Consider the following 12,647-nt stretch of genomic DNA (forward strand, 5'->3'; position numbering starts at 1 on the left):
TACAGAGCGTTTGCCCCCGTATTATCGGGCATCACACTAGCGCTCACCGACCGCTTGTGCGTATGTACCGGGTGGTAGCGCTCGTGGGGTTGTTGTGGCGTGCCGAGACTGTCGGTTCGAAGCCGTACCTTAGTGCCCGTGTCCGAACAGCCCCTGACCCTCGACGCCGTCCTCACCGACGAGGCGGTCCTGTCGACCTACCGCCGGATGTTCGCCGCGCTGGCGCGCGACAGCGGCGCGGTCGTCGACGACCCTGCCCTGGTCGACATCGCCGAGACGCTGTTCTCGGCGTTCGCGGAGGCGGGCGAGGAGTGGCTGACGCACGAGCAGATGCGCTTCGCGTGCCGGGCCTATCCGGGCGACCAGTTCGACAACCGGCTGCGGGTGCTCAAGGGGCTCGGGGCCATCCGCGAGGTGTTCCCCAAGCCCAACCAGCTGCGTTACCGGGCCTCGTTCACCAGCGTCGTCGGGCTGATGTTCATCCGGCGGATGATGTCCGACGGCGGACAGTCGGAGATGCACCGGCTGCTGGCGCTCGAAGACCTCAACGTCGCCGACCCGCGCACGACGATGGAGGAGGCCAGGCAGAGCGCGGTCAACCTGGCGCGGGCGTTCCGGCTGTGGGCGCTGGAGCTGATCACGCTCACCACGGGCACCATCGAGGAGCTGCGCGAGCAGGCGCCCAAGCTGTGGGGCACCGAGGAGATCGCCCGGCGCGCGCAGGGGCTGCACGGCACCATCCTGACCCGGTGGCCGGAGCTCGACCGGACCTGCACCGACCTGCGGGCGGCCATCTACGCCTACAGCGACGCCTCGCGCCGCGCCGCCGGGCGCCTGGCCGACTCGGCGGGCACCACCCGCAACCTGACGCTGCTGCCCACGGAGACGTGGCGCACGTTCTCGCAGACCGCGTCGCGGGAGCAGCTGGCGGCGGTGCTCGACGGGTTCGTGTTCGACGCGCCGGCGCCCTGGCACGATCCGGCCGCCATCGCCCGCGCCGTCGACGAGGCCCCTCGCCCCGCTCCCGCCCAGCCCACTCCCCCGCGTTCCAACCTCCCCGACCCCGGTCCCGGCGACTCGCTCGACACCTCGCTCAGCGCGGCCATGGAGCGGCTGCGGGAGGTGGCGGAGTCCCTGCTGGGCGACGCCTCACGGGTGGCGCTGGCCGACGTGCTGGGCTCCGACTGGCCCTCGGCGCGACGCGTGCTCGCCGACCTGACGACGGTGGACCTGCGGCCTGAGCTGCCGTACCGGCTGGCGTGGTCCGACGGGCTCACGATCGACCCGGACCGCGAGCCGGCCTGGCTCTCCCAGGGCTACTTGGAGCGCACCTGATGTCCACCACCACCCACCCAGGGCCCGACCACCCGGAACGCGGGGACGTGGAAGCCGACCGCACGCAGGCTCGGGCGGGTGCCCTTGACGGGCCCGCCGCGCACGTCCGGGTGCGGTCGAGTGGGGCGCTGTGGCTGGCGGCCGGGGAGCCCGCGCCCCCGGGCATGATACGACTGACGCGGCCCGACGCCACCGGGGAGGCGCTGCCGGTCTGGCCGGACGGGGTCACGCCTTCGCTGCTGGAGGAGTACCAGGTCGCGCCCGTACCGGTGGAGCGGTCCGGCGAGACCAGGCGGGTGCTGGCGGCGGTGCTCAAGTGCTGCTGGACGGACCTGTCCGTGGACCCGTGGCCGGGTGAGCCCGCGCCCGTGGAGCTGGTGCTCGACACGTACCGGGCGCTGATCGGCCGCACCGACGACCTGATGCGCAACTGGGCGATCGGCGCGATGCGGCGCCTGCACGACTCGGCGTGGATCGTCGTGGACGACGGCGTGGTCACCCTCGGCCCGCGCTGCGCGCTGTGGCCGGTCGAGTCGCACGCGCAGTTGCAGGAGCTGGTGCGCCGCCTGCCCGAGCCCGAACGTCCCGAGCTCACCGTGGTCGCCGACGCCGACATCGTGGCCGCCGCCCACCCGGCCGAGGCCGCTCCCGATCCGGAGGGCTTCGGGGGCCGGGTCGAGGGCGGGTCCGCGGAGTTCGACGATCTGCTGGGGGGCTATGACGAGCGGCGGCGGGCGGAGCTGGTGGCGGCGTTCATGGTGGTGGAGCACGCCGCCGAGCCGGTGCAGGAGGTCCGCTTCGCCGCCCTGCGCGACCCGGCGCTGCGCCACACGCTGAGCGAGATGCTGGCCAGGCGGGGCCGTACGCTCATCCACCACCGCGACCGCTGGACCTCGGGCTACGACGACACCCGATCCGCCGCACTCGCGGCGTCCATCACCGAAGCCCCGCACACGGTCACGGACGAGGCCATGTACGGCCCCCCGGGCGAAGCCACGCACGCGGCCCTGGGCGCGGGCGCCGCGGAGGCGCGGCTGGGGGTGAGCGAGCGGGCCGTGCTGGCGCTCGTCCTGGTGCACTCCGTCGCCATCCCCAGGGCCGAGGGGCTGCTGCCCGAGGACTCGTGGTTGTCGCCGCACCCCACGCCGGTGGACGAGCTGCGCCGCCACACCCAGCTGCCGATCGGCGAGCTGGAGGCGGCGTTGCGGGTGTTGCGCCACGCGGGGCTGCTGGGCCAGGTCAAAGCCGGCGAGGAGGCGGGCGGTTACGTGCCGGGGCCGCAGTTCCACCGGCTCACTCCGGCGGCCCGGCGGCGGTTGCAGGAGGAGCTGATCCTGGCGGCCGGGCCGAACACGCCGCTGGCGACGGCCGTACGAGCCCGAAGGTCGGCGAAGTGACCGCGACGGCACACGAATTCAGCGTCATGACGGATGGAAGGACTACGGGGGTTTCAGGTGTCGCAGATGGAGAACGTCGTCGGGGACCGGGTGCTGATCGCTGTGCAGGCGGTCAACATTTCGCGGCTCTCGACCCATCCGGTGCCCACCGTCCCCGGCACGCTCATCGTCGTCGCGGGCGCCGGGCCCAAGGACTCCAACGGCGCGGGCAAGTCGTCGTTCATCGCCTCGATCACGGCGTTGCTGGGGGACGAGCAGTGGCGGTTCGCCTCGGGCGCCAAGGCGGTGTCGGAGCTGCTGTTCAACGCTGAGCTGGCCAGCGGCGCCGGATCCCGGCAGTGGGCGAGCGCCGACCACGGCTACATCGTGGGCGTCTTCGGCCCGCCCGGCATGGATGGCTTCGCCCCGTACGAGCCGTCCCCCGGGCTCCCTGACGACGCGGCTCCGGCCGACGCGCAGGACGGTGGCCCGCCGGACCGCGCCAGAGCCGCCGACGTGGCCCAGGGCGGCGAGTTCGAGCTGGAGAGCCAGGTGGCCGGGGCCGAGCTGAGCGGCGAGCTGTTCGAGGTGCCCGACACCTCGGGCGGGGCGCTCACCGTGTGGCTCAAGGTCAACCAGGAGGCGCCGCACCTGGAGATCCGGTGGCGGGAGGGGGTGCATCTGGCGGCCTCCCAGTCCGAGGCCGAACGGGTCGCGCGGGCCGACGAGATCTGGGCCTCCCTGCCGAAGTCGGCCGGGCGGCGCGACGTGGTGGCACGCGACCTCACCAAGGTGCTCTACGGCGACCGGGTCAGGTGCGTGTCGTTCCTGTCCACGTCCGTACGCAGCAAGGTCGCGACCAACCTGCTCTCCCAGCCGCTCAACGAGATCTCCCCCGAACGCGTCTTCGAGGCCATCGCGGCCCTGACGGGCCTGGACGCCGAGTTGGAGCAGGAGCGGGAGGCCCGCCGCGACGAGCACGCCAAGCGGGTGCGCGCCGCGCAGGCGGCCGAACGGCTGGCGGAGTTCGAGACGGAGTCGAAGGCGCTGCTGACCACGTTCGACCGGCGTGATCAGGCGAGGATCCGGCTGGCGGACGCGCTGCGGTGCTGGCGTGGCAGGCAGGCGCGCAAGCTGGCCGATGCGGCGGGCAAGGACGAGGCGCTGGCCGCCGAGCTGGAACGCCACCACGCGGCCGGTGAGGCCGCGGCCGAGGCGATCGCCATGGTGAAGGCGGAGATCGGCACGCTGCGGGAAGACACCCTCGACAGGCAGGTCTCGCAGGCCCGCAAGGAGCTGGTGGCACTGCAGGCGCGGGCGGCCAAGATGGACGCCGACCGCGCGGTGGCCGAAAACTCCGCCGACGAGCTGCGCGGCCTGATCCCGGCGTTGGAGGAGACCCGCCGGTTCGCGGACGGGCGTGATGTGCCCACGGCGGAGCGGGAGCTGCGGGAGGTCCGGCTGCGGCTGAACGAGGCGCTCAAGGCGCTCGGAGTGGCCGACCAAGAGGTGTCCTCGGCGCAGGCGGCACTGGACGACGCCGAGGGCGGTCCGGCGGCGGCCCAGCTCAACATGCTGGCGGCGGCGGGCATCGGCGCGACCGGCCTGCTGGACGCCCTCGACGTGGCCGAGCAGGCCCGCGACGCCGCCCACACGCCCCCGGCACAGTCCTCCCCCGGCGGCCGGGCACTGCGCGGGGCCGCCGGGGCGACCTCGGCCACCCCTGTGGCGACCGCTGCCGCCTCCGGGCCGGGCGACGCCGAGGCGCTCGGCGCCGCCCTCAAAGCACGCTACGGGAAGGCCCCCGACGGCGGTGCGGGTGAGGCGGCCGGTCAGGCCGCCGGAAGCGAACCGGCGAACGGCGACAGCGACGGCGGGCGGGGCGCTGGTCGCGGTGCGGTGAGCGGTGGCGGTGGGCGGTCGGTTGAGCTGTCGTTGGGGGAATTGCGGGGGTGGCCGAACGAGCATGCGGTGATCGTGGACGCCGCACAGCTCGACGCCGCCGCTGCCGCTCTGGTCGAGTTGCCCGGGTCCGTGCTGGTCAGTTCGGCCGGGGTGAGCGTCGTGGGGGCGTTCGACGGGGTGGCGACCGGGCGGGAGGCGCGGATCAAGGCCGCCGAGCTGCGGCTCAACCGGGCCAAGGACGTCCAGGAGACGGCGGCGCAGGCCGTGCGCGACGGGGAGGAGGACGTCGCGGAGGCGCAGCGGCGGCTGGAGGGAGCCAGGGCCGGGGTGCGCCTGGCCGAGCTGGAGGCGAAGCTGGGCGAGCGGCGGGCCAGGCTGACCGAGCTGAACGCGGCCATCGAGGAGCTGTCGCCGAAGGTGGCCGAGACCGAGCGGCACGCCGGTGCGCTGGACTTCCGGGCCAGGACCAGGGACATGGAGATCGAACGCCTGGAGGGGCGGCGGCACCGGCACGAGGCCGAGCGGACGCAGGCGCGCGACCAGGAGGCCAGGGTCGGCGCCGAACGCGACGGCCTCAAGCTCGACGCGCTGGCCGCCGACTGGGGCGGCACGGTCGAGACGGCCCGCGAATGGCTGAACGCGCTGCCCGAGGAGGAGCGGCCCCGTGCGGCCGAGGAGTGGTGGCGGATCGCCGAACGCCTCTTCGACCAGGCCCTGCGCGACACGTTCCCGGAGGAGGACGCGGAGATTCCCGAGGAGCTGCGGTTCCTGCTGAGCGAGCGGGGCGGGAGCACGGCGCGGGAGCAGGCGACGTTCGCGGCGGTGTGCGGGGCGCTGGCCTCCTACCTGCGGGGCCAGGAGGAGTACGAACGGCACCAGCGCCGCCAGATCGAAGCCCAGGTCGTGTCCCGGCAGCGCGACCTGTCGGCGGCGGCCAGGGGCGCCGAGGAGGCGGCGCAGTCGACGGCCGTGCACCGGGCGGCGCTGACAGCGGCGATCAAGGCGCGGCTCACGCGGGTGGCCGAGGAGTTCGAGAAGCTCGACACGTCGTACGGGGGTTACGGGGCGACGCTGGAGTTCCCGGTGCCGCCCGCGCCGGCCGATCCCGAGCAGCGCTGGCAGTGGCGGGTGACGCCGAAGTGGCGGCGCGGCGAGGGGCAGGGGTTCGTGCCCTACAACCGGCGGGCCAACACCGCGCTCATGGACGAGAAGGCCGTCAAGCTCGTGTGCGCGGCGGCCATCGCCTCCTCCGGGGGCGGCCACCTGTGCCTCATTCTCGACGAACTGGGCCGCAACCTCGGCAAGGAGCACCGCAGGGAGGCGGTCACGCTCTTCAGGCGGATCGGGGAGACGTACGGGATCACGGTGATCGGGGCGCTGCAGGACGACATGGAGCCGTACGCGATCGACGCCTGCGGGCAGTACATCAAGCTGCGGCGGTCGTCGGACGCGATGCCGTACAACGAGCCGCCGGTGATCGTCGGGCACGACCAGCACGCCGACCGGGTGCGCGCCCTGGCCGCCTACGTCGACAGGACGGCGGCGGCGCTCACTTGACGGGCGGGCCCGTGTAGGAGGCGCGCAGGCGGAGGAGGGCGCCCCGGTCGTACTCCTCCATCGCGTGCGCCAGCCACCCCGCCACCCTGGCCACCGCGAAGATGGCCTCACCCGCGCCGCTCACCATGCCGCTCACGGCGGTGAGGGTGGCGAGGGCGAAGTCGACGTTGCGCTCCGGGAGGTGGCGCCTGCGCATCTCCTCCAGGACGGCCACCCCGGCGGCGATCCGCTCGTGCCCCGGCGCCGCCTCCTTGACCAGGTCGAGCAGGAGGGCGCCGCGCCCGTCGCCGTTCTTGTAGACGCTGTGGCCGAAGCCGGGGACGCGCTCGCCGCGACGTACCCGCTCGGTGATCGCCCGGGCGGCCTGGCGCGGCTCGGTGACCTCCGCGAGCAGGCGTTCCGCGCCGTACGACGCGCCGCCGTGCAGCGGGCCGCCCAGCACGCCGAGCCCGGTCAGCACGACGGCGTACGGATCGGCCTTGGCGGAGGCGGCTACCCTGGCGGCCAGGGTGGAGGCGGCGAGTTCGTGGTCGGCGAGCAGGACCAGGGCGGCCTGGACGGCGTTCAGGAGAGCGGGGGCGGCGGGGCGCGGGCACAGGCGGGACCAGAGCCGTTCGGCTATCGAGTCGCCTTGGGGCTCGCTGAGCCGCGGGAGCGCATCGACCAGGCCCGCGATCAGGCGGCGGCCGGTGGCGGCCACGGAGGCGGGGTCGAGCTGGTAGCGCAGGGAGTCGGAGGCGCCGAGGACCGTGGTGATGACCTGCAGCCGGTCAAGGGGCAGGAGGTCGCCGGGGAGCCCGCGCTGGGCGGTCACGGCTGCTCGCAACGCATCGGCCTCGCACCGCCACGGCTCAGCCCACCGGAACCGCCCCCCTCGGGCACCCGCCACTTCCCCGCCAATCGCCCCACCGTCTTGGGTGCGCGTCGACGGATGTGACCCGGCCGCGCCTCCGGACGGACGCGCGGCGGGTGGAGGTGGGGTCGTCGGGGTGGGAGGGGCCGCAGGGAGTGGGTGGTGCCAGACGGTCGGGTCGGCGGTCCAGAGCCAGGCGGCGACCGTTTCGAAGTCGCTGGTGAGCGCCAGCCCGAGCGCGTCGAGCCCCCGGTAGTGGGGCCGGTCCACGCCCAGGGCCGTGATGGCCGACTCGATGACGAGCTCCGGCGGCTGGCTCCGCGGCCGGCCGCGGCGGGCGAGGCGCTCGATCTCCTCCGCCGAGAAGAGACTGCGCCGCCCGTCTTCGCTGTGCCGCCGCTGCAGCACCCCCCGGCTCACGTACGCGTACAGGGTGGCCGGTTTGACGCCAAGACGCTCGGACGCCGTGGCCGCGTCGATCCACTCCACGCCGGCGATCCCCTCCGAACGGACGAATAGTTGATGAAAATCAATATTGATACACGTTGAAAGTGCGTGTCAACGTGAGGGCATGCCAAAAGTTCACTTCCTCGATGTGACCAACCGGGACGGCGTGCAGACCGCGCGCACCGGCCTGTCGAAGTTCGGCAAGACCATGGTCAACTTCTATCTGGCCAAGCTCGGCGTGGCGCAGTCCGAGATCGGGTTCCCCTTCCTGTTCCACGAGGTCCCGTACGTCAAGGCGCAGGTGGCGCTGGCCGAGGCGGGGGCGTTCGGCGGGTTGCGGCTGTCGGGCTGGTGCCGGGGCGTGCCGCAGGACGTGGAGAAGGCGGCCCCGCTCGGGCTCAAGCACTACAACCTGTCCATCTCGACGTCCGACTACATGATCCAGAACAAGTTCCGGGGCCGGCTGGACAGGGACGCGATCGTCAGGGAGATGACGGCCGCCGTGCGCACGGCCAAGGCCGCGGGTGCCGAGACCGTCGGGGTCAACGCCGAGGACGGGTCGAGGACGGACGACGGGTTCCTGCTGGAGTTCGCGCTGGCGGCCAAGCAGGCGGGCGCCGACCGGGTGCGTTACTGCGACACGATCGGCGGCGACACGCCCGACCGGATCCGCGAGCGCTTCGCCAAGCTGGCCGCCGCCACCGCGATGCCGGTCGAGACCCACTGCCACAACGACCTGGGCATGGCCGTGGCCAACTCCGTCTCCGGCGCCCTCGGCGACCTCGACGCGGAGCAGGACGCGTGGATCAACACGTGCGTGAACGGCATCGGCGAGCGCTCCGGCAACGCCGACCTGCTCTCGACCATCCTGGCCTTCAAGCACGGCTTCGGGCTCGACGCGGAGATCGGCGACGCCCTCGACCTGTCATGGGCCCGCAGGTTCAGTCTGTGGGCCGGTTACGCGTTCGGGCAGCCGCTGCCGTACAACCAGGTCGGGGTGGGGCGCAACGCGTTCGCGCACGAGAGCGGCATCCACGCCGACGGCGCGCTCAAGGACCACGGCAACTACGAGCTGTACGACGAGGCCACGCTGGGCCCCTTCCCCGAGGACTGGCACGCGCGGGACGGCCGGGTGGTGCTGACCGGCGAGTACGGCGGCAAGGCGGGCTTCCGGCACGTCATGGACGGGCTGGGCGTGGAGGCCGGCGAGGAGGACCTGGCGTTCCGGCTGGTGCAGCTCTGCAACGCCATGACCGGCCGCCCCCTCACGGACGACGAGCTCCGCCTGATCGCCGCGTATCCGCGCGAGCTGTCCCTGCTGTTCCCCGGCTACGAGGCCGCGTGAGGACGGACGCCGCCGGCGCCCCGGCCTCCGGGAAGCCGGATGGTCAGGCCGGCTCGTAGATCAGCAGGGTCCCGTCACCCCGCCGACCCGGATGGCGGGCAGCCAGGTCGCGGCCAGCGGCAGGTTCAGCCACGTCCAAGCGGCGCCGTCCAGCGACGGTGGCCGGCATGGAGGTCAGGAGGGAGGTGCGGGAAGGCCCTTCGCCACTTGATCGAGGGCGTCCCGGAGCAGCTCGCCGTACGGTTTCGGCGGGTCGATGCGCAGCCACAGATCCGTCGAGGCGGTGATGGCGGCGCTGACCGTGCCCGCCACCAGCCGGGGATAGAGGTCGCGATCGAGGTCGGTGCCGGTGCGTTCGGCCACGGCGGCGGCCAGTTCCTGCTCGGCGTCCATGGCCGCCTTGAGGAACTCGCCCCGCAGCGCCGGGTGCTCGGCCATCAGCCGGACCCCTTCCACCCAACGGGCGTCGGGCTGGGAGTCCTCGGCCTCGGTGTCCAGCGGCGCCCCGATGAGCACCGCGTTGCCGATCGCCTCCCATAGAGGCTCTCCGGACGGGCGGGCACGCAACTCGTCCGCGATCCGGGCCGCGCGCTCGAAGTGACGGGCGGCGATCGCCTCGGCCTTGCTGGAGAAGTAGTTGTTGAACGTGCGGGGGGAGACGCCGACCTCCGCGGCGATGTCCTCCACTTTGACGTTGTCGAAGCCGTGCTCGGCGGTGAGCCTGATCGCCGCCCAGCTCAGCGCGATCCGGGTGTCGCGCTTCTTCTGCTCTCTCAACCCCATGCGCGGAGCATAGTCAATCTTGCGTGATCAGAAAAAATCAGCTCGCGCGGTGTCACACGAGGGTGTCGTCGCCCGTCTCGGGGAGGGCGAGCAGGCAGAGCAGGCTCAGCAGGGCCATCGCGGAGACGTACGCGCCGACGCCCACCACGCCCACGCCGCCGGCCTGCAGACCGGTGGCCACCAGGGGCGGCACCGCGCCGCCGAGCACCCCGCCCAGGCTGTAGGCGACCGAGGCGCCGCTGTAGCGGAACTGGGTCTTGAAGAGCTCCGGCAGGTACGCGCCCATCGGCCCGAAGACCAGCCCCATCAGGCCGAGCGCCCCCGCCAGCGCCAGGCCGACCAGGAACACGGACCGGGTCTCCATCAGCGGGAACATCACCAGCCCCCACACCACGGCCAGGCCCGTCCCGGCGAGCAGGGTGCGGCGGCGGCCCAGCCGGTCGGAGACCAGTGCGGAGGCCACCGTGCCCGCGGCCATGAACACGACCCCGACCAGGGTCAGGCCGAGCATGGTGGTCTTCGGGATCTTGAGCGCGCTGGTGCCGTACGCCAGGCAGTAGGTGGTGGCCGTGTAGAAGAGCGTGTAGGCGACGGTCATGGCGCCGGCGCCGAGCAGCACGCGCCGCCACTGGTGCCGCATGAGGCCGGCGAACGGCACCTTGGCGATCCGCTGCTGGTCCATGGCCGCCTGGAAGACCGGCGTCTCGGAGATCTTGAGCCGTACGTACAGGCCGACGATCACCAGCAGCAGGCTCGCCACGAACGGCAGCCGCCACCCCCATGCCCCGAACTGCCCGTCGCTGAGCACCTCCCCGAGCACGAGGAACAGGCCGTTGGCCACGATGAACCCGACCGACGGGCCGAGCTGCGGGAACATCGCGTACAGCCCGCGCTTGCCGGGCGGCGCGTGCTCGGTGGCCAGCAGCGCCGCGCCGCCCCACTCGCCCCCGAGCCCGATGCCCTGCGTGAACCTCAGCAGCACCAGCAGCACGGGCGCGATCACGCCGATGGCCGCGTAGCCGGGCAGCAGCCCGATCGCGACCGTGGACAGGCCCATCACCAGCAGCGACACCACGAGCATGGACTTGCGGCCGATCCGGTCGCCCCAGTGGCCGAACAGGGCCGAGCCGAGCGGGCGCGACAGGAACGCCACCGCGAAGGTCGAGAACGACGCCAGGCTGCCCGCCACCGGATCCATGCCGGGGAAGAACGCGGTGTTGAGCACCAGCGCCGCCGCGGTGCCATAGATGTAAAAATCGTAGAACTCGATCGCCGTGCCCACGAGGCTGGCGACCGCGATCCTTGACCGGCTGGGGGCGGCGATCTGGGGGGACGTTGTCATATTTGTCTCATTATGCGGAATAGCGTCTTGTGAAGCGATACGAAGAAGCTATCACCTGCGAAAAGACACTTCCGAAAGGAACGGGTTTGGCTGTCGATCTTGTCATCTTCGACTGCGACGGGGTGCTCGTGGACAGCGAGCCGATCTCCGTACGCGTGGGCACGGCGGCGCTGCGCCGGCTGGGCTGGCCGATTGACGAGACGGAGTACATCGAGCGGTTCGTGGGCTGCACGAACGAATACTGGAACGAGCAGGTGGGCGAGACGCCGCCGGGCTGGCGCGAGCAGCTCAGAGCCGAGTACACGGCGGCGGTCAAGGCCGAGCTGTGCGCCGTCGAGGGCATCGTGGAGGCGCTCGACCGGCTCACCGTGCCGAGCTGCGTGGCCTCGAACGGCCGGCACAGCGTGATCCGCCACAACCTGGAGCTGACGGGGCTGGCGGGGCGGTTCGACGGGCGGGTGTTCAGCGCCGAGGACGTCGCCAGGGGCAAGCCGGAGCCGGACCTGTTCCTGCACGCGGCGGCCACGATGGGGGTCGATCCTGAGCGGTGCGTGGTGGTGGAGGACAGCCCGTTCGGGGTGACCGCGGCGATGCGCGCGGGCATGCGCTGCCTGGCCTTCGCCGGCGGCCTCATCCCGACCGTCCGGCTCGCCGGCCTGGGCGCCACCCTGTTCCACGACCCGGCCACGCTGCCGGAGCTGATCGGCTCTCTCGAACGCGAGGACGGCGACACTCCATGAGGCCATTGCCCGGGCGGGTCCCACCCGGGCAACGGCCTGCGTTGTCAGCCCTGGCGGGTGCGCCCGTTCTCGTCCAGGTAGTCGCGCCACGACCGCTTCGGGGCCCAGCCCAGCAGGCGGTGGGCCTTGTCGCACGAGATGCCCGAGGAGTCCGGGCGGGACAGCGGCCGCAGCTCGATCTTGTCGCCGTAGTGCTCCCGCAGCACCGCGGCGAAGTCGTGACTGCCCGCGTTGTCGGGCGCGGCGATGTAGAACACCTCGTGGCCGGGCAGGTCCGACTCGACGGCCAGGACGATCGCGTCCGCGAGGTCGTACACGTCGGTGTAGCTCCACAGCCCCGCGCCGATCACGGAGGCGTCGCGGACCTGCGGGCCGATGTTGCGCTCGTAGTTGCCCTCGTGCTGCACCCAGCTCGGCCGCAGCGAGATGCACCTGATGTCGGAGCGGCGCACCGCGGCGTCCATGAGCTGCTCGCCGAAGTGCTTGGACAGCGCATACGGGTCCTGCGGCCGGGCCGGGTGCTCCTCGTCCACCGGCGCGTAGTCGGGCAGGAAGGGGCGATCGGCGAAGAAGTAGCCGGGGACGGTCTCGCTGGAGATGTTCACGAAGCGGGGGACGCCCAGGCGGACCGCCGCCTCGAGTATGTTGAACGTGGCCATCAGGTTGTTCTGGAAGACCACGTGCGGCGCGTTGGCCGTGGGGTCGGGGATGGCCGCGGCGTGCACGACCGCGTCGGCCCCGTGCACCACGGCGAACGCCTGCCCGGCGTCGGTCAGCTCGGCCTGCTTGTAGGCGGGCTCGCCGGCCTCGTGCCGCTCCCAGACCGGGCGGGTGAGATCCACGCCGGTCACCTCGTGACCGGCCTCGGCCAGCGCCTTGACGGCCGCACGGCCGACCTTGCCATGGGCTCCGGTGACGACGACGCGCATGGGCTCCACTCCTTCACGGGTTCGGTGGGGAGCAA

Annotated in this window: 9 protein-coding genes; 5 read left to right on the forward strand and 4 right to left on the reverse strand. The window is 72.6% G+C overall.

The window, feature by feature from the left end; all coding sequences use genetic code 11:
* Nucleotides 1–138 precede the first annotated feature (138 nt).
* From ACIBQ1_RS39940 to ACIBQ1_RS39950, 3 genes are all read left to right on the forward strand, one after another.
* Entirely contained in the window at nt 139–1,335 is a 1,197-nt protein-coding gene (locus ACIBQ1_RS39940) for a hypothetical protein (protein WP_397285233.1), read from the forward strand.
* Nucleotides 1,335–2,732: a hypothetical protein gene (locus ACIBQ1_RS39945; RefSeq protein WP_397285235.1), complete on the forward strand. Its 1,398-nt coding sequence runs from the start codon at nt 1,335–1,337 to the stop codon at nt 2,730–2,732. The genes ACIBQ1_RS39940 and ACIBQ1_RS39945 overlap by 1 nt, the downstream gene beginning before the upstream one ends.
* Before the next feature lie 66 nt (nt 2,733–2,798).
* Nucleotides 2,799–6,173 (forward strand): chromosome partitioning protein ParA, encoded by a 3,375-nt coding sequence (locus ACIBQ1_RS39950; protein ID WP_397285237.1) that lies wholly within the window; start codon nt 2,799–2,801, stop codon nt 6,171–6,173.
* Here the strand turns inward: ACIBQ1_RS39950 and ACIBQ1_RS39955 are convergent.
* Nucleotides 6,166–7,515: a citrate synthase gene (locus ACIBQ1_RS39955; RefSeq protein WP_397285239.1), complete on the reverse strand. Its 1,350-nt coding sequence runs from the start codon at nt 7,513–7,515 to the stop codon at nt 6,166–6,168. The genes ACIBQ1_RS39950 and ACIBQ1_RS39955 overlap by 8 nt on opposite strands.
* Nucleotides 7,516–7,597: 82 nt before the next feature.
* Between ACIBQ1_RS39955 and ACIBQ1_RS39960 the strand changes: the two genes are divergently transcribed.
* The gene (locus ACIBQ1_RS39960) at nt 7,598–8,818 is read left to right on the forward strand and encodes a LeuA family protein (protein WP_397285240.1); all 1,221 of its coding nucleotides are present in this window, start codon (nt 7,598–7,600) and stop codon (nt 8,816–8,818) included.
* 174 nt (nt 8,819–8,992) lie between these two features.
* Here the strand turns inward: ACIBQ1_RS39960 and ACIBQ1_RS39965 are convergent, their stop codons facing one another.
* Both ACIBQ1_RS39965 and ACIBQ1_RS39970 read right to left on the reverse strand, forming a co-directional pair.
* The gene (locus ACIBQ1_RS39965; protein WP_397285242.1) at nt 8,993–9,601 is read right to left on the reverse strand and encodes a TetR family transcriptional regulator; all 609 of its coding nucleotides are present in this window, start codon (nt 9,599–9,601) and stop codon (nt 8,993–8,995) included.
* Nucleotides 9,602–9,653: 52 nt separating this feature from the next.
* The gene (locus tag ACIBQ1_RS39970; protein WP_397285244.1) at nt 9,654–10,943 is read right to left on the reverse strand and encodes an MFS transporter; all 1,290 of its coding nucleotides are present in this window, start codon (nt 10,941–10,943) and stop codon (nt 9,654–9,656) included.
* Between the two features lie 86 nt (nt 10,944–11,029).
* Here ACIBQ1_RS39970 and ACIBQ1_RS39975 point away from each other — a divergent pair, with 86 nt between their 5' ends.
* Nucleotides 11,030–11,683, forward strand: coding sequence for an HAD family hydrolase (locus ACIBQ1_RS39975; RefSeq protein WP_397285246.1), 654 nt, complete (start codon nt 11,030–11,032; stop codon nt 11,681–11,683).
* A gap of 44 nt (nt 11,684–11,727) precedes the next feature.
* Here the strand turns inward: ACIBQ1_RS39975 and ACIBQ1_RS39980 are convergent, their stop codons facing one another.
* Nucleotides 11,728–12,621 (reverse strand): NAD-dependent epimerase/dehydratase family protein, encoded by an 894-nt coding sequence (locus tag ACIBQ1_RS39980; protein ID WP_397285248.1) that lies wholly within the window; start codon nt 12,619–12,621, stop codon nt 11,728–11,730.
* Nucleotides 12,622–12,647: the final 26 nt, after the last annotated feature.

Origin of the sequence: Nonomuraea sp. NPDC050153 (assembly GCF_044460125.1) — a bacterium.
Classification (GTDB): domain Bacteria; phylum Actinomycetota; class Actinomycetes; order Streptosporangiales; family Streptosporangiaceae; genus Nonomuraea.

What these genes read in the sequence shown, in the direction of transcription:
- ACIBQ1_RS39965 (WP_397285242.1), bottom strand. Translation starts at nt 9,601, where the DNA reads ATGGGGTTGAGAGAGCAGAAGAAGCGCGACACCCGGATCGCGCTGAGC.
- ACIBQ1_RS39970 (WP_397285244.1), bottom strand. Translation starts at nt 10,943, where the DNA reads ATGACAACGTCCCCCCAGATCGCCGCCCCCAGCCGGTCAAGGATCGCG.
- ACIBQ1_RS39960 (WP_397285240.1), top strand. Translation starts at nt 7,598, where the DNA reads ATGCCAAAAGTTCACTTCCTCGATGTGACCAACCGGGACGGCGTGCAG.
- ACIBQ1_RS39945 (WP_397285235.1), top strand. Translation starts at nt 1,335, where the DNA reads ATGTCCACCACCACCCACCCAGGGCCCGACCACCCGGAACGCGGGGAC.
- ACIBQ1_RS39950 (WP_397285237.1), top strand. Translation starts at nt 2,799, where the DNA reads ATGGAGAACGTCGTCGGGGACCGGGTGCTGATCGCTGTGCAGGCGGTC.